This is a genomic window from Photobacterium sp., from assembly GCF_033720175.1.
In the GTDB taxonomy this organism is placed as follows: domain Bacteria; phylum Pseudomonadota; class Gammaproteobacteria; order Enterobacterales; family Vibrionaceae; genus Photobacterium.
Window position 1 is genome coordinate 1 of the sequence record NZ_JAWWDA010000020.1, and the last position, 20,114, is coordinate 20,114.

The window sequence follows — 20,114 nt, forward strand, 5'->3', positions numbered from 1 at the left end:
CGGCTCAATGATTTTTACTGATTTTCTTGTTTCAACCGAAGTTGAAGCATAAATTGACTGTGCCAATATCATTCCTCTGCAGGAATCATACTGTTCGGTCACTCAGTTCATTGATAAATCTTTCGACTTAACTTTTTCACGAGTGCCCACACAGATTGCATGGTCAAATTATTAAAGAACATACTGACTAGGTTGCTGGCTAAGCGCCGTGCTCCGTGTCAGTGAGGTCGCATTATAGAGGGTTCGATCACATTGGCAAGAGGTGTTTTAAAATAAACTTGTCAAAACCAACAGTTCGGACAAAAAATAGACTAAGTCGTCATATTATAGACTTAAAACCGCTTAAACTGGGCTGCAAAGTGTGAAACTTTATCCCAGTCTGTATATTCCACCTCTTTTGTTGTATCTGTTTCTCCCCCCGTCATCTTCATGATGAATTTAATCATTGTACGATCGAACCAGTTATAACGTGGATAACGTAGTGCGCCAGCAAACACAGCCAGTAGTTTGGGTTGCCATAATGACTTCTGTAAAAACTTCTGCATATATACACTCGTTTCAGGCGTATTCTTCCCTTCTTTACGAGCGGTCAGGTTCACACAGAAGAAACCGACTTTACACTGCTCTAATTGCTGCTGATTTTGAGCAATAAACTGATACAGTTTTTTGTTCAAATGACCATAACGAATAGAGGCACCAATCAGCACACGATCATATTGAGAAAAATCAACAGCAGACAATGAGTGAAGGTCCTGCAATTCACACTCACAGCTATCACGTAATTCCTCTTCTATATAATGAAGAATTTTAATCGTTTGCCCTTCAGTACTTGAGTGAAGCAGTAAAACCTTTTCCACAACCTCTCCTTAATTTCGCCAAAACGTCGGCGTAAACAAAACAAGTAAAGTAAACACTTCTAATCGGCCAAATAGCATTGAGATAATGAGTACCCACTTCGCTGACTCGTTTATCTCACCAAAATGCACGGCCACTTCCCCCAAGCCTGGCCCGAGGTTATTTAAAGTCGCGGCAACAGCTGAGAACGCAGTAAGTTCGTCCAGCCCTGTCGCAATTAAAGCCAGCATACAGATAACAAATACGAGGGCATAAGCAGAGAAGAACCCCCAAACCGCATCCACCACCCGCTGCGGTAAGGCTTTACTGCCGAGCTTGATGGTATACACCGCACGCGGATGCACCAGACGCTTAAGTTCTCGAACCCCTTGCAATAACAGCAGCAGCATCCGAATCACTTTCATACCGCCACCGGTTGAACCTGCACAGCCACCAACAAAAGATGAAAACAATAAAAGTACAGGCAAGAACAACGGCCAATCGGAGAATCCAGTGGTCGTAAAACCCGCGGTCGTCGATATCGAAACAGTCTGGAATAACGCCTGATCAAACGCATCATAATAAGAATTGTATGAATGGTGCTGTAATAACATACCAAAGCATATTAGGAACAGTATCAATTGGGCAGCCAGGAAGGCTTTGAATTCAGGATCTCGCCAGTAGGTGCGAAGATGGATCCCACCATTAGCAAATGCGGCAAAGTGCAGTGAAAAGTTACAGCCGGATATCAGTAAGAAGACCACAGTAATAAGATTAATAGTGGGACTATTAAAGTAACCCATGCTGGCATCGTGAGTTGAGAAGCCACCAATGGCAACTGTTGAAAAACTATGGGAGATAGCATCAAACACTGTCATACCTGCCATCCAAAATGCACCGGCACAACTGACAGTCAGCGCTAAATAGATATACCAAAGAGCTTTTGCTGTTTCCGCGATACGCGGTGTCATTTTACTGTCTTTGACCGGTCCCGGAATTTCTGCCCGATATAACTGCATCCCACCGATCCCCAGCACCGGCAAAATAGCAACCGCTAATACAATGATCCCCATCCCGCCGAACCATTGCAGTAGCTGACGATAAAACAGAACGGCCTTAGGTAAATGATCCAGGCCTACAATAACCGTAGCCCCTGTCGTCGTTAGAGCCGAGAAGGATTCAAAAAAAGAATCGGTGAGGGACAAATCGGGGGTTTTAGCCAAGATAAAAGGGACAGCACCAGCACTACCTATTACAGTCCAGAATAAAACAACGATTAAGAAACCATCCCGCGCTTTCAGTTCATGACGATGGCGCCGGTTGGGAAACCACAACAAAGCCCCACCAGCAAACAGTAGGAAGAACGTGACGACAAATGGAAAACCGGCACCATCCCGGTAGATCAAGGCGATCAAAGCCGGTGCAAGCATGGTGACACTAAATAACGCGAGCAATAGCCCCACGATTCTGATGATAGATCGAAACTGCATAGCCTAGTCGGCTCTCATCCTTAAAAACGATTATAGAGTGCGATTAATTATCGGAACCGGTGGTTGGTATGATTCGACCACCACTGCGATTAGTGAGTTTGGCTGAAAATTCTTTCACCAAACGGCTATCAAGCTCGAGGGTCATATCGACCTGATTGCCATAATTAGCACAGAGCTGAATCCCTGCATATTCTGCCAGCAGCGACTCGACCAGTGAAACCTGATTATACTCACAGCTCAAGCTGAGTTCCGAAGTTATTACCTTTTCTTTGGTTTGCAGCACAGTTAAGGCTTGCTGGACGCCACCACCGTAAGCCTTGACAAGCCCACCCGTTCCTAACTTTATCCCGCCGGAGTAACGGGTAACCACTGCCGTGATCTCACCAATGCCGGCCCCCGTTAACTGGCCGAGAATGGGTTTACCCGCGGTTCCTGATGGCTCACCATCATCACTGAACCCCCATTTCATCGAATCCGTCGGACGTCCAGCGACAAAAGCCCAGCAATGATGGCGAGCATCGCTGTGCTTAGCTTTGATATGTCTAACAAAAGCTTTCGCAGCATCGACTGTTGGAGTGTGCGCCAAATAAGTGATAAAGCGACTTTTCTTTATCTCTTCTTCAAAGCATGCCTCAGCCGCTGGCACTAAATAAGGGTCAGACTCCATCATTGGGTGACTACCAATAAAATCCAGATGAAAATAATCGCGCAGGATACCACAACATAAGCACAACAAATTCAATATAGCTGTAATAAGAAACACATAAAGAGAAATAATCAGCCAGATACAACCATTAACCGGCTCGCTCCCCCACACGACAGCCCTTTCTTTTCTTTGAGCTGAAATCGATATTTCCGACCTGTCGACTTTATTTACATTCACTGTCGCAAAACAAATGCGGTCAACGAACAACTCGTGCCTGATAACTCCCGCGTCAGAACAGACAAGAAAGTTAACAATACCCCAACAACCGGCTCGCGCTGCCATTAAACGTGACAATAAAAAAGTCTTTACTTTCAATAGCAAAAATAAACCAACATATCCCACCTATTATTATTAACAATAAAAGTTAAACAATTGTTTTAAATAAGTGTTGAAATAGTTGCATAACGGGTTCAGACTTATCTCTAACCTGGTTACAGGTCAAACCAGTAAAACCAATCTGGCACAGAACCGGAAATCGCGGAGATAGAACATGATTTACAAAGGTGAAACCCTATCCGTCAGCTATCTGGAAGATGGTATTGCGGAACTTAACCTCAACGCTCCAGGCTCGATTAATAAATTTGATCTAAAAACCCTGGAATGCTTTAACGAAGCCTTAAATGCCCTTTATCAACAAACAGACCTTAAAGGCCTGCTTCTTACCTCAGATAAAGATGCATTTGTTGTAGGAGCTGATATCACAGAGTTTCTTGGCTTGTTTGCCAAACCTGCAGATGAGCTGTCCCAATGGCTGACCCGAGCCAATGACATCTTTAATAAATTAGAAGATCTACCCGTACCGACGCTTTCAGCCATAAACGGCCACGCACTTGGCGGCGGTTGTGAATGTGTTCTTGCCACGGATTTCCGCCTGGCTGATACCACGGCGCGTATTGGTTTGCCAGAAACTCGACTCGGCATCATGCCTGGCTTCGGCGGCACAGTTCGTCTGCCACGCCTGATCGGGGCAGATCCTGCGATGGAAATCATTACCGCCGGTAAAGATAAAAAAGCTCAAGATGCCCTGAAGCTTGGTCTAGTCGATGCCGTTGTCGCGCCACAGGTGCTAAAAGAAGCAGCAGTGACAATGATGAAAGACGCCATCGCCGGAAAACTGGACTGGCAAGCCCGTCGAGAGCAGAAGAAGGCACCGCTGACGCTCAACAAAATGGAAGCAACAATGTGCTTTACCATCGCCAAAGGTATGGTGGCACAAGTTGCAGGTCCGCACTATCCGGCTCCGATGGCGGCCGTTATTACCATTGAAGAAGCAGCCAGAATGCATCGTGACGAAGCATTGGCTGTTGAAAACAAGCACTTCGTAAAACTCGCGAAAACGGAGGTCGCCCAGGCTCTGGTTGGGATTTTCCTCAATGATCAATACATCAAAAGCAAAGCGAAGAAAGCCGCCAAAGAAGGCCAGCCGACATCCAAAGGGGTCGTTATTGGTGCAGGGATTATGGGAGGCGGTATCGCCTATCAATCTGCGCTTAAAGGCGTACCGGTACTGATGAAAGATATTGCCGTTTCTTCTCTTGAGCTGGGTATGAACGAAGCCGCAAAATTGCTGAACAAACAACTGGAACGGGGCCGGATTGATGGTATCAAGATGGCCAAAGTACTGTCAGGAATTACTCCAAGCCTGCACTATGCAGACGCAGAAGATGCGGATATCGTGGTTGAAGCCGTCGTCGAGAACCCGAAAGTTAAAGCCGCAGTCTTAGCGGAAGTCGAAGGTAAGGTATCAGACAATGCGGTGATCACCTCTAATACCTCGACGATTCCAATAAACTTACTGGCGAAGTCTCTCAAGCGTCCTGAAAACTTCTGCGGGATGCACTTCTTCAACCCCGTTCATCGGATGCCACTAGTGGAAATCATTCGAGGTGAACGCACATCAGACCAAACCATCTCGCGTGTTGTCGCCTATGCGGCAAGGATGGGTAAATCTCCTATCGTCGTAAATGACTGCCCGGGGTTCTTCGTCAACCGAGTACTGTTTCCTTACTTTGCCGGCTTTAGTCTGCTGCTGCGTGACGGTGCTGACTTCACGGTTGTCGACAAAATTATGGAGAAACAATTTGGCTGGCCAATGGGCCCTGCTTACCTGCTAGATGTGGTTGGTATTGATACCGCTCATCATGCCCAGGCGGTTATGGCGGAAGGTTTCCCGACCCGCATGAGCAAAGAGTACAGAGATGCTGTTGATGTGATGTTCGAAGCACAACGCTTTGGACAGAAGAATGGTAAAGGTTTCTTCGCTTACTCTGTCGATCGCCGAGGCAAGCCGAAGAAGAGCATTGATCCAGCCGTGGCAGACCTGCTCGCACCTGTTTCAGGCTCAGCAACAGCGTTCACCAGTGACGATATTATTGCCCGCATGATGATCCCCATGATTAACGAAGTCGTTCGTTGTCTGGAAGAAGGTATTATTGCATCCCCGGCCGAAGCCGATATGGCGCTGGTATATGGTATCGGCTTCCCTCCTTTCCGCGGCGGTGTATTCCGTTACATTGATACTCTGGGTCTGGCTGAATATATCGCCATGGCAGATAAGTTTGCTCATCTCGGTGCCGTTTATGAAGTACCGGCAGGCCTGCGTGATAAAGCGGCCAAAGGCGAAAGCTACTATTCAACGCAACATACAGCACAAGCAAACGCTTAAGGATGAGGGATAAAAAATGAATAACGTAGTAATTGTTGATTGCATCCGCACCCCGATGGGGCGCTCTAAAGCTGGTGCTTTTCGAAATGTTCGTGCTGAAGATCTGTCTGCGCACCTGATGAAAGGATTAATCAGCCGTAACCCCCAACTAGATCCGAATTCCATTGAAGATATCTACTGGGGCTGTGTACAGCAGACGCTAGAACAAGGCTTTAACGTAGCACGCAATGCATCGCTTTTAGCCGGCATTCCACATACTGTGGGTGCTACCACGGTAAACCGCCTGTGTGGCTCTTCCATGCAGGCTCTGCATGATGCAACGCGTGCCATTATGGTTGGCGATGCAGAGACTTGCATCATTGGCGGTGTTGAGCACATGGGCCATGTTCCTATGAGCCACGGTGTCGATTTCCATCCGGGCATGTCAAAGTCTGTCGCAAAAGCTGCTGGCATGATGGGCTTAACAGCTGAAATGCTCGGCCGCATGCATGGGATCAGTCGTGAAATGCAAGACCAATTCGCCGCACGTTCTCACCAGCGCGCCCACGCAGCAACGATTGAAGGACGGTTTAACAATGAAATCCTTCCCATTGAGGGTCACGACGAAAACGGAGTGCTAAAACTGTATGACTACGATGAAGTCATCCGGCCGGAAACCACACTAGAAGGTTTATCTGCTCTGCGCCCGGTATTTGATCCGGTGAACGGCACAGTAACAGCCGGCTCGTCATCTGCGTTGTCAGATGGCGCTTCAGCCATGCTAGTAATGAATGAAAGCCGTGCTAAGGAGCTTGGTCTCACTATTCGTGCCCGCGTGAAATCAATGGCTATTGCAGGTTGTGACCCTTCGATTATGGGGTATGGTCCGGTACCCGCCACCCACAAAGCACTGAGACGAGCCGGTCTGACCATGGACGATATTGGTATGGTGGAATTAAATGAAGCCTTTGCAGCCCAGTCTTTACCGTGCGCCAAAGATCTAGGCTTGCTTGATAAAGTCGATGAGAAAGTGAACCTGAATGGCGGCGCGATTGCACTGGGTCACCCGCTCGGTTGCTCGGGCTCTCGTATTTCAACAACCTTAATCAACCAGATGGAGCATCACGATGTTCAGTTTGGCCTTGCGACCATGTGTATTGGCCTAGGTCAGGGGATCGCCACTATCTTCGAACGTATTGAATAGCCGATAACAAAGACTTAGCCCGCATTTTGCGGGCTTGTTTTATGAGCCCCCCGTTCACTCGCACTACACATGTGCCTGGTGCATAGATTAAATGATAAAGTTTCATTTTATTCATAACCTTATCACGACTACACTCTACCCATATTCGCAGCCCTTTCCTTTATACCCGGAGTACATCTATGTTTAAGGCACTCGTTCTTGATCAGGAAGAAAAAAAAACCATTGCAGAGATCCGTCAAATTGACGAATCTCTGCTGCCTGACGGTGAGGTATTAGTCAGTGTGGATTACTCTTCTCTTAACTACAAAGATGGCTTAGCCATCACAGGTAAAGGCCGCATTGTGCGCCAGTTCCCGATGGTGCCAGGTATCGACTTAACCGGTCGCGTTGTGGAATCAAGTGATGACCGCTATCAGGCAGGCGATCAGGTTGTATTGACTGGCTGGGGTGTTGGCGAAGGTCACTGGGGCGGGATGGCAGAGAAAGCGCGTCTGAAAGCCGACTGGCTGGTACCCTTACCCGCGAATTTAGATGGCAAGCAAGCCATGATGATTGGGACCGCAGGCCTAACCGCCATGCTTTGTGTGCAGGCATTAGTCGATGCGGGTGTTACACCCGATGCCGGTGAAGTACTGGTTACTGGCGCAAGTGGTGGTGTGGGATCGGTTGCCGTCACTATTCTGGCTCAACTCGGCTATCAGGTTGCAGCCGTCACTGGCCGTTCGACTGAAAACGGCCCGTTGCTCAAGGCGCTGGGTGCAGCCCGTATCATCGAACGCAGTGAATTTGAAGAACCGGCACGCCCCTTGGAGAAACAACTTTGGGCCGGAGCTGTTGATACCGTCGGGAGTAAAGTACTGGCAAAAACGCTGGCGCAGATGGACTACAACGGCGCCGTTGCCGCTTGCGGTCTGGCGGGTGGGTTTGATTTACCCACCACAGTCATGCCTTTCATTCTTCGAAATGTAAGACTACAGGGTATCGATTCGGTCTCGTGCCCGTTCGAAAAACGTCTGCAGGCATGGCAACGCTTAACAGAGCTACTACCAGCCAGTTACTACCAGCAAGCGTGCCGAGAAATTGCATTAGAACAAGTTGCAGAATGTGCCGAAGCCATTACCAATGGCCAGATCACTGGCCGTGTCGTGATCAAGCTATAAAAAAGACAATAACGACCTTGGCCAGCTATTGCTGGCCTTTTTGTTCCCACCCCGTGCCAATATCCCAACGCCCACCAATAACGACTTGTGATCCAGTGAGTTTAGGCCAGCCCCATATCATGGATCCGCTTATCAATCAGACGTCCACATTCCTCTTTAATCAGGTTACGCAACCAAATCTGTGAGGCTGAATGTTCACAGCGGGGGTGCCAAATTAGCGAATAGTCAAACGGCTTGAATTCAAACGGCAACGACTTAATCACTAAGTTATGTTTTTCCGCGACTAAATAGGCCAAATCCGCCGGCACCGTAATAATGAGCGGCATTTTATCCACAATAGCCAAGGCCGCTTCCAAATGATAAGCCCACAGTACCAGCTTGCGTTGGCGATATCCTCGCAGGGATTCATCAATCAGAGATTTAACCCCGTCACTGATCGCAATCATCGCATGGGGGAACGTTAGATAATCATCCAGGGTCAGATTCTGATCTGCCATCGGATGATTTTTTGACAACAGGCAAAATACACTCACCAGACCAAGACTGTCACGGCACAAGGGATCAACAGGGCCGGTAGGACGGCAAATGGCCATATCACAGCCATCAGTGGTTAACTGGCTCAGTAAATGTTCATGCTGCAACGGTTCGAATTTCAACGATATATTAGGCGCTTCCTCATAAACTCGAGGCAGAGCAAAGGGCAGGATTGTTTGCATAGCGTAATCGGTAGTGGCAATAACAAAACGCTGATCGCACAATTCCGGGCGGAAATCGCTGGGGGTAAGAAGAATACGTAATGCTTCCAGCGGATCATTCAGTGATTCATTGAGCTCCAGCGCCCTTTGGGTAGGGATAAGATGCTGCCCTTGTCGGGTAAAAAGCGGGTCACCCAGTAAATCCCGTAACCGCCCCAATACCCGACTCATCGCTGACTGGCTGAGACTGAGTCTGACTGCAGCCCGACTGACACTGCACTCTTCAAGCAAGACTTTTAACGCCACCAGTAAATTTAAATCACGGCGGTAGACTTCTTCCAGCTCCATATCAAACTTCACTCGCTTAGTAATAGCCACATAATGATGAGAAACCCAGTCATTATGAAGCTGCCGATAAAAAAATCCCGCTAAAAAGCGGGTAAGCCCAAGAAATTGGGGAGAGTGTAGTCGATGTAAGGTATTGAGTGGTCGAAAAGTTAATTTTCTTCCTCTTCGAGATCCGGTGAATTTATTAATTCAAACCAGAGTCCCAGCGCGGCAGCAATCAACCCTCCAAGTGCAAAAACACTCAGATTATTTGGGCTGCGTAAAACAAGAGAACAAAAAGTGATAAAGCACAGCACACTATAAATTGTCAGGCGATCAACTTGAGTCAACATAATAACCTCCTAATCCTTCAGAAGATGAACGTTAATGACCTGTTAAATACGTTACACAGTTCGCATTGATTTGCCAACCCTTATTGATTAATTCTTATCCATAAGTATGATCAGAGGCTCTAAAACAGAATGTATATGTTATGACAGCAATTTTTAAAAACCCGACTCATAACCTGGAAGCGCAAGGGTTGCGTTGTCCAGAGCCCGTGATGATGGTACGCAAGACCGTAAGAAAAATGGCAGAAGGCGACACCTTGCTGGTACTGGCTGATGATCCCTCAACCACCCGGGATATCCCTAGTTTTTGTCGCTTTATGGATCACACCCTGATAGCGGCAGACACAGATAATATCCCTTATCGTTTTCTGATCCGTAAAGGGACGGGAAATTAAAAGGGCAGCTCACCGAGCTGCCCTTTTGCTATCTAACTTTTCCCATGCAATAACCGCTCGGTATCCCTTCTCTACCCGCAACTATCACGAACCTCTTTACGCGCCTGTTCTAACTCGTGGCGTAACTCGCGAATTTCTTTTTTCATCGGAATAACGTAACGTAATCGCACCCAGGCATCGACGGATAAATAGGTTGTTATAATCGCTCCGACCACCATCGGCAACCACATATCAGTCAACATCATACCCAATATGTTAAGTGCTAAGGCAATATTAAATAACCAGCATTGGCTTTGCGGTGAAATAGCGAGAAATCGGGTCATATCCCCTCCTAGGATTGAATACCGTAACGATCACCACCACAATATCATGGCGATATTAGGTGCACTATGGCAAACATCACAGTTCCGTTGCTCTTCATAATAACGAGATAATCGACGATTGTTTCATGTGAAACACCTCGCTTTATTCCAATATCATAACCCATCATGGGAAAGTATGGTTACAGGCCAAATACCGCAGTAACGGCAAGACCAGCAAACAGTGTCGCCGTTACCTTACGGATCAACCCCAGAGGCATACGTTCTGCAGACAACTTGCCAATCAAGACGACGGGAACATTTGCCAGCAACATCCCGATTGTCGTCCCGAGAACAACAAGCAGTAGCGCATCACTATATTTGGCCCCTAACATTGTTGTGGCAACCTGGGTTTTATCCCCTATCTCGGCAATAAAAAACGCAATAAAACTCGCCACAAATGGACCCCGATTCGATATGCTTTCATCGTCATCTAGCTTATCGGGGATCAGGACCCAACCGGCCATCACGACAAAACTGACCACAAGTACCCATTTTAACACCTCTGGAATCAGGTAATCCGCCACCACAACGCCCAACCAGGCAGCCAACGCATGGTTCGCAATCGTAGCGAGAAAAATGGCTAAGATAATCGGTACAGGTTTACGATAGCGACTAGCTAACAGCAGAGATAACAGTTGGGTTTTATCACCAATTTCAGCTAATGCAACACTAGTAATAGATACAGCTAACACACTCACGACATGCTCTTTGGGGCGAGGATATTTATTAGAACCACAGGTAAACACACACGCCCCACCCCGGTTCATGCAGATTTACCAATGGTCTCGCCAAACTCACCAGTAGGATGAATGTGAGTCATAATCGCCATGAAGATTTTGCTTCAAGTATGTTGACGATTATCTCGATAGATCGAGAGGCTACTCCCCAAAGGAGGCAGGATAATAACGAGTTAGGAATTAATGGTCAAGACTGAGAAGCCAACCGTTGTAAGGAGATATTGCCAGCCAACATTATGGGCCGGCAACATAAAGAGTAAATTAGCCAGCCGTCGGGCTTAATACAATTTCAACGCGACGGTTTTCTGCACGTCCCTGCGTCGTATTGTTAGAGGCGATAGGACGTGCTTCACCCATCCCTTTTGATGCAACCCTATTTGCCGTTACGCCATTGAGGATCAGGTAATTGCTCACTTCACCTGCTCGTACTTGAGACAGGCGCAAGTTGTAAGATTCAGAACCGGTACTATCCGTAAACCCATACACATTGAGCATGGTCTTATCGTATTCTTTTGCCACCAATGCCACATTATGCAACGCATTCATTGCACGAGAGCTTAAGTCTGACTTATCAACTCCAAAGGTAATCTCATTTGGCATGTTCAGTACGATGTTATCGCCGTCACGGGTAACACTGATGCCCGTAGATTCTAACTGCTGACGTAATTTGGTCTCCTGGACATCCATGTAATAACCAATACCACCGCCTAATGCCGCACCGGAGGCTGCTCCAATCAATGCACCTTTACCGCGATCGCTCTTACTGGAAGACGCTACACCAATCGCCGCCCCGGCAACAGCACCGATTAATGCGCCACTGGTTGATTTGGCTGTTTGATCTTCACGGGTGTAAGGGTTAACAGTGGTACAACCCGTTGCAACAACAGATGTTGCCACTGCAAAAATAGCAGATCGCACCCATTTATTAGATGCCACAGAAAAATTCATAGTCATTCTCTTGTCCCTGTTCTCGATTTACAATCGATGTGATTGTTACGAACATTAATACTGTACGGCATATAGCTCCGTTCAGAAACCAGTATTCTAAAGAATGGAACAATTCGACGCATCAGAACAATGTCAATTGTTCACCGTCCTGATGGTAAAGTCCGTTAATACGCCAAAATAATTACGCAAAACCGCTAAAGATGGATAAAAAACGTGCACTGCCCCTACTCGGAAAAAGCCATGCAATGTATACTGGATTGTTATTCAAATTACTTTTAATCCACTAACCTCGCGAAGCTGACAATGCAGAAATACGATATTAAAACCTTTCAGGGCATGATCCTCGCGCTGCAGGATTACTGGGGCCAGCAAGGTTGTACCATTGTACAACCTCTGGACATGGAAGTTGGTGCAGGTACCTCTCACCCGATGACATGTCTGCGAGCTCTGGGGCCGGAACCTATTGCAGCAGCGTATGTTCAACCATCTCGCCGCCCAACCGACGGTCGTTACGGTGAAAACCCTAACCGCCTGCAGCACTACTACCAGTTCCAGGTAATGTTGAAACCATCTCCGGACAACATTCAGGAACTCTACCTAGGCTCACTCGAAGTATTAGGTATTGACACTCAAGTGCACGACATTCGTTTTGTAGAAGACAACTGGGAAAACCCGACCTTGGGTGCCTGGGGTCTTGGCTGGGAAGTTTGGCTTAACGGCATGGAGGTAACACAGTTTACTTACTTCCAGCAGGTTGGTGGTCTTGAGTGTAAACCTGTAACCGGTGAGATCACTTACGGTATTGAACGTCTGGCGATGTACATTCAGAACGTTGACTCAGTCTACGATCTGGTATGGACCGATGGCCCATTAGGTAAGGTCACCTATGGCGATATCTTTCACCAGAATGAAGTCGAGCAATCCACATATAACTTTGAGCATGCAGACGTGGACTTCCTGTTCTCTTTCTTCGACCAGTGCGAAAAAGAGTGCAAGGAACTATTGGAACTTGAAAACCCACTTTCACTTCCAGCCTACGAGCGTATTCTAAAAGCAGGTCACGCGTTCAACCTTCTTGATGCACGTAAAGCGATCTCGGTTACCGAGCGTCAGCGTTACATCCTGCGTATCCGCAACCTGACAAAACAAGTTGCTGAAGCTTACTACGCATCTCGCGAAGCCCTTGGCTTCCCTATGTGTAAAAAAGAGAAGTAAGGACGTAGCATGACTGAAAATAATTTCCTTATCGAATTAGGTACTGAAGAACTGCCTCCCAAAGCCCTGCGTACCCTTGCCGAAGCATTTGCAGCAAACTTTGAGGCTGAACTGAAAGCCGCTGATCTTGCCCATCAAGGCGTGAAATGGTTTGCCGCCCCTCGCCGTTTAGCGCTAAAAGTCACCGCACTGGCAGCCGGCCAGGCGGACAAGGTCGTTGAAAAACGAGGTCCGGCTATTGCTGCAGCCTTTGATGCAGAAGGCAATCCGACTAAAGCAGCTCAGGGCTGGGCTCGCGGTAATGGTATTTCCGTCGACCAGGCTGAGCGTCTGAAAACAGACAAAGGTGAATGGCTACTGTACAAGCAGGAAGTCAAAGGTAAGCCGACACAAGAGCTGCTTTCAGACCTCGCTGCCGCGGCACTTGCTAAACTCCCGATCCCTAAACCAATGCGTTGGGGTGACAAAGAAACACAATTTATCCGCCCGGTTAAAACCCTAACGATGTTGTTAGGTGGCGAACTGATCGCCGGGAACATTCTTGGTGTTGATTCAGCGCGTACTATTCGTGGTCACCGCTTTATGGGTGAGCCTGAGTTCACTATTGATAATGCAGATCAATATCCGGCGCTTCTTGAAGAGCGCGGCAAAGTCATCGCTGATTACGATAGGCGTAAAGCAATCATCCTCGAAGGTGCGAAGAAAGCAGCTCTTGAAGTCGGTGGTATTGCCGATCTGGAAGATGAGTTGGTTGAAGAAGTCACCTCTCTGGTTGAATGGCCTGTTGTCTTAACAGCTTCATTTGAAGAAGACTTCTTAAACGTGCCTTCAGAAGCGTTGGTTTACACCATGAAAGGGGATCAGAAATACTTCCCGGTATACGATGCTGAAGGCAACCTTATACCTAAGTTTATTTTCGTCTCTAACATCGTGTCGAAAGATCCTCGTCAAATCATCGAAGGTAACGAGAAAGTCGTTCGCCCTCGCCTTGCTGATGCTGAGTTCTTCTTCAAGACAGATCGCAAGCGTGCGCTGGTTGAACGGCTTCCTGAGTTGGAAACCGTTCTGTTCCAGAAGCAACTGGGTACCCTGCGTGATAAAACTGACCGTATCACGGCTATGTCAGGATTTATCGCTCATCTGATCGGTGCAAATGCAGAGCACGCCGAGCGTGCCGGCCTGTTATCTAAATGCGACCTGATGACTTCAATGGTATTTGAGTTTACAGATACTCAAGGTGTCATGGGCATGCACTATGCTCGCCTTGATGGTGAGCACGAAGACGTTGCGGTGGCGCTGAACGAGCAGTACATGCCTCGTTTCGCGGGGGATGACCTACCGAAATCAGACGTGGCCGCTACGGTCGCACTCGCGGATAAGATTGACACGCTAGTAGGGATCTTCGGTATCGGCCTGCACCCTAAAGGTGCAAACGACCCATTTGCACTGCGTCGAGCAGCGCTGGGGGCGCTTCGGATCATTGTTGAGAAAGGCTACAAACTGGATTTAGTTGACCTGATCACTAAAGCCAAAGCCCTATTCGGAGACAAGCTAACAAACCACAACGTTGAAGCTGATGTTATCGACTTCATGCTGGGCCGCTTCCGCGCGTGGTATCAAGACGAAGGCCATAGCGTTGATGTAATTCAGTCCGTACTGGCTCGTCGACCAACTCAACCTGCTGATTTTGATCAGCGTGTAAAAGCGGTGACTCACTTCCGTTCTTTGGATGCAGCAGAATCATTAGCGGCTGCGAATAAGCGTGTCGGTAACATCTTGGCAAAATTCGATGGTGAATTACCTGCATCTATCGATAGCACACTGCTTATCGAAGATGCCGAAAAGGCACTAGCTGAAAAAGTGGAAGCAGTCATCGCAACCCTCGCACCAATCTTTGCCGAAGGTGATTATCAGCATGCACTCTCGGAGCTGGCAACCCTACGGGAATCGGTAGATGCCTTCTTCGATAATGTCATGGTTATGGCAGATGACGAGAAACTCAAAGTTAACCGTCTGACAATGCTAAACCAGCTTCGCAATGAGTTCCTGAAAGTCGCTGACATTTCACTCCTGCAGAAATAAACACTGATGACAAACCCGAACCCCATACTCCGGTGTGGGGTTTTTTTTCGGTTACATTTTCGCACACATGCCACTGCTCACTATACTTATATGGTTCCACGTGAAACACCACCACCTCGTCATCTCAGACTAGAGTTGCAATCGACTACACTCAAAATGTCGCCTTCTCACCTAGACTCTTTTACTGTTTCACGTGAAACAACCAGCAAAAATCATGCTGGGTTCTTATCCTTTCCCTCTGCAGTACAATCATGTATGTTGACAACTGAAGGCAATCTATACAGCTATTTAACAAGTTTATGATAAGAACAAGATACTGAGGTCGGAAGTACACATGGAGTTTTCTACATTCGGAGACAAGTTCGCTCGTTATTCAGGCATTACCCAGCTAATGGATGATCTCAATGACGGCTTAAGAAATCCTGACGCTATCATGCTTGGTGGTGGCAATCCTGCCCAGATACCTGCCATGGTGGAATATTTTAATGGTATTGCCAAAGAAATGCTCGACACCGGTGAGCTTACCGCGGCAATGACTAATTACGATGGGCCACAAGGGAAAAATACTTTTCTGAATGCCCTCGCCGATTTGCTCAGAGAAACATATGATTGGGATATCACCGCAAAAAATATTGCGCTGACGAATGGCAGCCAAAGTGCTTTCTTTAACTTATTCAATCTGCTTGCCGGTGATTTTCCAGACGGCAGCCGGAAGAAGATCTTATTGCCTCTAGCCCCGGAGTATATTGGCTATGGCGACTCTGGCCTGAGTGATGACATGTTTATCTCTTACCGCCCGGAGATCGCCTTACTCAGCAATGGCCTGTTCAAGTACCACATCAATTTTAACGAACTCATCATTGATAACAGCATCGGGGCGATTTGTGCTTCTCGGCCAACCAACCCGACCGGTAATGTACTTACCGACGAAGAGATCCATCATTTGGATGAACTGGCCCGGCTGCATAATATTCCGCTGATCATTGATAATGCTTATGGCATACCGTTCCCAGATATTATCTTTGCCGATGTCACCCCTTTCTGGAATGACAACACCATTCTTTGTATGAGTTTATCTAAGCTCGGTTTACCCGGTGTTCGCTGCGGCATTGTCATTGCGAGTGAAGAGATCACCACAGCGATTACAAACATGAACGGCGTGCTCAGCCTGGCCCCGGGTGGGGTTGGTCCTGCAATCATCAATAAGATGATTGAAAAGCAAGACTTATTGGCACTCAGCGCACAGGTAATCAAACCTTTTTACCAACGTAAATCACAGCATGCGGTCGAGTTATTACAAACCGCCATTATTGATGAGCGCTTTCGTATTCATAAGCCGGAAGGAGCCATGTTTCTATGGTTATGGTTTAAGGAATTGCCCATCACGACAATGGATCTCTATCGCCGGCTTAAAGCCCGCGGCGTGCTAATTGTTCCGGGAGAGTATTTCTTTATTGGATTAGACGCTGATTGGCAACATGGCCATGAATGCCTGAGGATGAACTATGTCCAGAATGATGATGACATGAAAAAAGGCATTGCGATCATTGCTGAAGAAGTCGCGAAAGCCTACGCTGAAGCTTAATTTTTGTGGCAGGCGGTATGACAACACCGCCTGTTCACGATAATGACCACTGCCTGATTGTATTTTAACCGGTCTGAAGGCTAATACTGGCAGTCAGCGTTCCACGTGAAACAACTGATCTTGCTCCCCGCTTGTCATACTCAGCATCAAACTAGCCGATAAAGTAAGACAGAATAGTCATCAGTACGGTAACGATCAGAAAGGCCTGCATAAGCTGACCTTCCACGACTCTACAACGAAATAACTCACACTGAACGGCTATTCGCCTTCGATCAGGTTTCCGCCATTAATAGCAATTTTTCTTGGCTTCTGCTCTTCAGGAATTTCTCGTTCGAGATCAATGTGAAGTAAACCATTCACCATCTGAGCACCGATTACTTTTACGTAATCCGCTAATTGAAATTTACGCTCAAAATCGCGTTCAGCAATACCTTGGTAGAGATAATGGCGCTCTTCTTTGCTCTCAGTTTCGCGAACACCACGCACAATCAGCTTATTTTGCTGCTGGGTAATATCTAACTGTTCATCAGCAAACCCGGCAACTGCCATCGTAATACGGTAGTGATTCTCATCTTGCTGCTCAATGTTATATGGTGGGTAACCGGTATTCGCATTACTGACATTTTGTTCCATTTGATTGAACAGACGATCAAAACCAATTGCAGAACGGTAAAGAGGAGTGAAATCTAGGTTGCGCATAATAGCTATCCTTCTAATGAAGCAATAAAAAACAATACGGTTATGTAATGAAGTGGTTTTCCGCTATTGGACAAACCTGTCGCTTGACCCTGAATCAGGCGTCTTGCTCTTCATAACTAGATATAGGGATGGTCTTCATCTTTTCCAAGCGTAAATACAAAAAATTTATTTCTGTTGCAGGTATTCATCCCAATAAAAACGCCGCTAAACAGCGGCGTTTTAATCACAACCCAACTCAAAGTAATAATCTATACGTCTAGATTCGCCACTTTCAGTGCATTCTGTTCAATAAAGTTACGGCGAGGTTCAACGTGATCGCCCATCAAAGTCGTGAACAGTTCATCAGCAGCCACGGCATCATGAATCGTAACTTGCAGCATGCGGCGAGATTCCGGATCCATTGTCGTTTCCCAAAGCTGCTCAGGGTTCATCTCACCCAGACCTTTATAGCGCTGAAGTGACAGACCACGGCGCGATTCTTTAATCAACCAATCCAAGCCTTCTTTGAAGCTCGTGATCGGTTGTTTACGCTCACCGCGTTGAACATAAGCACTTTCTTCAAGCAGCCCATGCAGCGCTTCAGAAAGATCCGCAAGTCTACCGTACTCTTTCGAGTTCAATAAGTCATAGCTCAACGCATAGTCATATTCCACCCCATGGGTACGAACAATCACTTTCGGTAAGAAGACATTATTCTCTTCATCGCGAATAATGGCGAAGCTAAACTGGCTTTCACCCGATTGCTTGTCATTCAATGCCGCCACTAACGGCTTCGACCATGCTTCAACCGCCGCTTCATCTGCCAACATATCGACAGCAAGACGCGGTTGATAAACAAACTCATTCAGCATCATAATTGGATAGCGGCGGCTCATACGCTCAACCAGCTTCATTCCTGCATTGTATTGTTTGACTAATTCTTCCAAGGCAAGTCCAGCAAGAGCGGGAGCGCTTTCGGTGGTATACAGAGAAGCATTATCCAAAGCAAGAGAAACCTGATACTGGTTCATATCATCATCATCTTTGATGTACTGCTCTTGCTTACCCTTCTTCACTTTGAAAAGCGGTGGCTGGGCAATAAAGATATGACCACGTTCGATCAACTCCGGCATCTGACGATAGAAGAAGGTCAACAGTAGCGTACGGATGTGCGAACCATCGACATCGGCATCGGTCATAATAATGATGCTGTGGTAACGGAGCTTGTCCGGATTATATTCGTCACGGCCAATACCACAGCCCATGGCGGTGATTAAGGTTGCGACTTCTTGCGATGAAAGCATCTTGTCGAAACGTGCTTTCTCTACGTTAAGGATTTTACCTTTCAGCGGCAAAATAGCCTGGTTTTTACGATTTCGCCCCTGCTTGGCTGAACCGCCAGCAGAGTCCCCTTCCACTATGTATAGTTCAGAAAGAGCCGGATCTTTTTCCTGGCAATCGGCAAGTTTGCCTGGTAGGCCAGCGAGATCTAGCGCGCCTTTACGGCGGGTCATTTCACGCGCTTTACGCGCAGCTTCACGTGCACGTGATGCATCGATAATTTTTGAACAAACGATTTTGGCATCTGCCGGATTTTCAAGTAAGAACTCGCTGAGTTTCTCACCCATGGCAGATTCAACCGCTGGTTTCACTTCGCTCGAAACCAGCTTATCTTTAGTCTGGCTTGAGAATTTTGGATCCGGTACTTTTACCGATACAACCGCGGTCAGACCTTCTCGCGCATCATCTCCCGAAGTTGCGGTTTTCGCCTTCTTCGAATAACCTTCTTTATCCATAAAGGTATTCAAAGTTCGCGTCAGTGCGCCACGAAAACCGGCTAAGTGACTACCACCGTCACGCTGTGGAATATTGTTGGTAAAACAGTAAATGTTTTCCTGGAAGCCATCGTTCCACTGCATTGCCACTTCAACCGAAATCCCGTCTTCACGTTGGAAATCGAAGTGGAATACTTTTGGATGAATCGGCGTCTTGTTGCGGTTCAGGTGTTCAACGAACGCTCTGATACCACCTTCATACATGAAATGGTCTTGTTTACCTTCCTCACGCTCATCAATCAATTTGATGGATACGCCAGAGTTCAGGAACGATAATTCGCGTAGACGCTTGGCTAAAATCTCATACTGAAAGACGACGTTGGTAAACGTCTCTTCGCTTGGCCAGAAACGAATTCGTGTACCTGTCTTTTCCGTTTCACCAATAACAGCAAGAGGCGCATCAGGCACACCGTGATGATAAATTTGATGGTATGTGAAACCGTTACGATGAACTGTCAGATCGACTTTTTCAGACAGGGCATTAACAACCGAGACCCCGACCCCGTGAAGACCACCCGAGACTTTGTATGAGTTATCATCAAACTTACCGCCGGCGTGCAATACCGTCATGATAACTTCAACGGCAGATACACCTTCTTCTTCATGAATGTCGGTAGGAATACCACGGCCATCATCGCTCACAGAAACAGAATTATCTTCATGAATCGTGATAATAATGTCTTCACAGTGACCAGCAAGAGCTTCATCGATAGAGTTATCGACGACCTCAAACACCATGTGGTGCAAGCCAGTACCGTCATCTGTATCGCCAATATACATCCCTGGGCGCTTACGTACAGCATCAAGGCCTTTAAGCACCTTGATGCTTGATGAATCGTAATTGTTGGACATTGAGTTACTCTCGCT

17 protein-coding genes and 1 riboswitch are annotated in these 20,114 nt (G+C 47.1%); of the genes, 7 read left to right on the forward strand and 10 right to left on the reverse strand.

Annotated features, from left to right (window positions below; all coding sequences use genetic code 11):
- Window positions 1-332 precede the first annotated feature (332 nt).
- The 3 genes from hemG to R3289_RS18095 are packed head-to-tail and all read right to left on the reverse strand — an operon-like array spanning window position 333 to window position 2,991.
- Entirely contained in the window at window positions 333-857 is a 525-nt protein-coding gene (gene hemG / locus R3289_RS18085; protein ID WP_318927151.1) for a menaquinone-dependent protoporphyrinogen IX dehydrogenase, read from the reverse strand.
- A 9-nt stretch (window positions 858-866) separates the two neighbouring features.
- Window positions 867-2,324 (reverse strand): TrkH family potassium uptake protein, encoded by a 1,458-nt coding sequence (locus R3289_RS18090; RefSeq protein ID WP_318927153.1) that lies wholly within the window; start codon window positions 2,322-2,324, stop codon window positions 867-869.
- A gap of 43 nt (window positions 2,325-2,367) precedes the next feature.
- Window positions 2,368-2,991, reverse strand: coding sequence for a YigZ family protein (locus R3289_RS18095; protein ID WP_318927266.1), 624 nt, complete (start codon window positions 2,989-2,991; stop codon window positions 2,368-2,370).
- 529 nt (window positions 2,992-3,520) lie between these two features.
- Between R3289_RS18095 and fadB the strand changes: the two genes are divergently transcribed.
- The 3 genes from fadB (at window position 3,521) to R3289_RS18110 (ending at window position 8,038) form a co-directional block, all read left to right on the forward strand.
- Complete coding sequence (gene fadB, locus R3289_RS18100) at window positions 3,521-5,695, forward strand: fatty acid oxidation complex subunit alpha FadB (RefSeq protein WP_318927155.1); 2,175 nt, start codon at window positions 3,521-3,523, stop codon at window positions 5,693-5,695.
- Window positions 5,696-5,711: 16 nt separating this feature from the next.
- Entirely contained in the window at window positions 5,712-6,878 is a 1,167-nt protein-coding gene (fadA, locus tag R3289_RS18105) for an acetyl-CoA C-acyltransferase FadA (RefSeq protein ID WP_318927157.1), read from the forward strand.
- 179 nt (window positions 6,879-7,057) lie between these two features.
- Window positions 7,058-8,038, forward strand: coding sequence for an MDR family oxidoreductase (locus R3289_RS18110; RefSeq protein ID WP_318927159.1), 981 nt, complete (start codon window positions 7,058-7,060; stop codon window positions 8,036-8,038).
- Window positions 8,039-8,139: 101 nt separating this feature from the next.
- On the opposite strand, the gene R3289_RS18115 is transcribed toward R3289_RS18110, so the two are convergent.
- Both R3289_RS18115 and R3289_RS18120 read right to left on the reverse strand, forming a co-directional pair.
- On the reverse strand, window positions 8,140-9,081 hold the full coding sequence (locus tag R3289_RS18115; RefSeq protein WP_318927267.1) for a LysR family transcriptional regulator: 942 nt from the start codon (window positions 9,079-9,081) through the stop codon (window positions 8,140-8,142).
- A gap of 149 nt (window positions 9,082-9,230) precedes the next feature.
- Entirely contained in the window at window positions 9,231-9,413 is a 183-nt protein-coding gene (locus R3289_RS18120) for a hypothetical protein (protein ID WP_318927161.1), read from the reverse strand.
- Window positions 9,414-9,553: 140 nt separating this feature from the next.
- Between R3289_RS18120 and tusA the strand changes: the two genes are divergently transcribed.
- On the forward strand, window positions 9,554-9,805 hold the full coding sequence (gene tusA, locus R3289_RS18125) for a sulfurtransferase TusA (protein ID WP_318927163.1): 252 nt from the start codon (window positions 9,554-9,556) through the stop codon (window positions 9,803-9,805).
- A gap of 71 nt (window positions 9,806-9,876) precedes the next feature.
- On the opposite strand, the gene R3289_RS18130 is transcribed toward tusA, so the two are convergent.
- The 3 genes from R3289_RS18130 to R3289_RS18140 form a co-directional block, all read right to left on the reverse strand.
- The gene (locus R3289_RS18130) at window positions 9,877-10,128 is read right to left on the reverse strand and encodes a hypothetical protein (RefSeq protein ID WP_318927165.1); all 252 of its coding nucleotides are present in this window, start codon (window positions 10,126-10,128) and stop codon (window positions 9,877-9,879) included.
- 179 nt (window positions 10,129-10,307) lie between these two features.
- Window positions 10,308-10,865: a TMEM165/GDT1 family protein gene (locus R3289_RS18135; RefSeq protein WP_318927166.1), complete on the reverse strand. Its 558-nt coding sequence runs from the start codon at window positions 10,863-10,865 to the stop codon at window positions 10,308-10,310.
- A 93-nt stretch (window positions 10,866-10,958) separates the two neighbouring features.
- Window positions 10,959-11,066: riboswitch (yybP-ykoY riboswitch) on the reverse strand.
- A 99-nt stretch (window positions 11,067-11,165) separates the two neighbouring features.
- Window positions 11,166-11,858, reverse strand: a complete 693-nt coding sequence (locus R3289_RS18140; RefSeq protein ID WP_318927168.1) for an OmpA family protein — start codon at window positions 11,856-11,858, stop codon at window positions 11,166-11,168.
- A 297-nt stretch (window positions 11,859-12,155) separates the two neighbouring features.
- On the opposite strand from R3289_RS18140, the gene glyQ reads away from it, so the two are divergent.
- The 3 genes from glyQ (at window position 12,156) to R3289_RS18155 (ending at window position 16,734) form a co-directional block, all read left to right on the forward strand.
- Window positions 12,156-13,067: a glycine--tRNA ligase subunit alpha gene (gene glyQ / locus R3289_RS18145; RefSeq protein WP_107285061.1), complete on the forward strand. Its 912-nt coding sequence runs from the start codon at window positions 12,156-12,158 to the stop codon at window positions 13,065-13,067.
- A gap of 9 nt (window positions 13,068-13,076) precedes the next feature.
- The gene (gene glyS, locus R3289_RS18150) at window positions 13,077-15,149 is read left to right on the forward strand and encodes a glycine--tRNA ligase subunit beta (RefSeq protein WP_318927170.1); all 2,073 of its coding nucleotides are present in this window, start codon (window positions 13,077-13,079) and stop codon (window positions 15,147-15,149) included.
- 334 nt (window positions 15,150-15,483) lie between these two features.
- On the forward strand, window positions 15,484-16,734 hold the full coding sequence (locus R3289_RS18155; RefSeq protein WP_318927172.1) for a valine--pyruvate transaminase: 1,251 nt from the start codon (window positions 15,484-15,486) through the stop codon (window positions 16,732-16,734).
- 258 nt (window positions 16,735-16,992) lie between these two features.
- On the opposite strand, the gene ibpA is transcribed toward R3289_RS18155, so the two are convergent.
- Both ibpA and gyrB read right to left on the reverse strand, forming a co-directional pair.
- Window positions 16,993-17,433, reverse strand: a complete 441-nt coding sequence (ibpA, locus tag R3289_RS18160; RefSeq protein ID WP_318927173.1) for a small heat shock chaperone IbpA — start codon at window positions 17,431-17,433, stop codon at window positions 16,993-16,995.
- A 248-nt stretch (window positions 17,434-17,681) separates the two neighbouring features.
- On the reverse strand, window positions 17,682-20,099 hold the full coding sequence (gene gyrB, locus R3289_RS18165; protein WP_318927175.1) for a DNA topoisomerase (ATP-hydrolyzing) subunit B: 2,418 nt from the start codon (window positions 20,097-20,099) through the stop codon (window positions 17,682-17,684).
- Window positions 20,100-20,114: the final 15 nt, after the last annotated feature.

Coding starts and splice junctions, on each gene's coding strand:
- glyQ (WP_107285061.1), top strand. CDS start 12,156: ATGCAGAAATACGATATTAAAACCTTTCAGGGCATGATCCTCGCGCTG.
- R3289_RS18155 (WP_318927172.1), top strand. CDS start 15,484: ATGGAGTTTTCTACATTCGGAGACAAGTTCGCTCGTTATTCAGGCATT.
- R3289_RS18120 (WP_318927161.1), bottom strand. CDS start 9,413: ATGTTGACTCAAGTTGATCGCCTGACAATTTATAGTGTGCTGTGCTTT.
- glyS (WP_318927170.1), top strand. CDS start 13,077: ATGACTGAAAATAATTTCCTTATCGAATTAGGTACTGAAGAACTGCCT.
- R3289_RS18090 (WP_318927153.1), bottom strand. CDS start 2,324: ATGCAGTTTCGATCTATCATCAGAATCGTGGGGCTATTGCTCGCGTTA.
- tusA (WP_318927163.1), top strand. CDS start 9,554: ATGACAGCAATTTTTAAAAACCCGACTCATAACCTGGAAGCGCAAGGG.
- R3289_RS18140 (WP_318927168.1), bottom strand. CDS start 11,858: ATGACTATGAATTTTTCTGTGGCATCTAATAAATGGGTGCGATCTGCT.
- ibpA (WP_318927173.1), bottom strand. CDS start 17,433: ATGCGCAACCTAGATTTCACTCCTCTTTACCGTTCTGCAATTGGTTTT.
- R3289_RS18115 (WP_318927267.1), bottom strand. CDS start 9,081: ATGGAGCTGGAAGAAGTCTACCGCCGTGATTTAAATTTACTGGTGGCG.
- fadB (WP_318927155.1), top strand. CDS start 3,521: ATGATTTACAAAGGTGAAACCCTATCCGTCAGCTATCTGGAAGATGGT.
- gyrB (WP_318927175.1), bottom strand. CDS start 20,099: ATGTCCAACAATTACGATTCATCAAGCATCAAGGTGCTTAAAGGCCTT.
- R3289_RS18110 (WP_318927159.1), top strand. CDS start 7,058: ATGTTTAAGGCACTCGTTCTTGATCAGGAAGAAAAAAAAACCATTGCA.
- fadA (WP_318927157.1), top strand. CDS start 5,712: ATGAATAACGTAGTAATTGTTGATTGCATCCGCACCCCGATGGGGCGC.
- R3289_RS18095 (WP_318927266.1), bottom strand. CDS start 2,991: ATGGAGTCTGACCCTTATTTAGTGCCAGCGGCTGAGGCATGCTTTGAA.
- R3289_RS18130 (WP_318927165.1), bottom strand. CDS start 10,128: ATGACCCGATTTCTCGCTATTTCACCGCAAAGCCAATGCTGGTTATTT.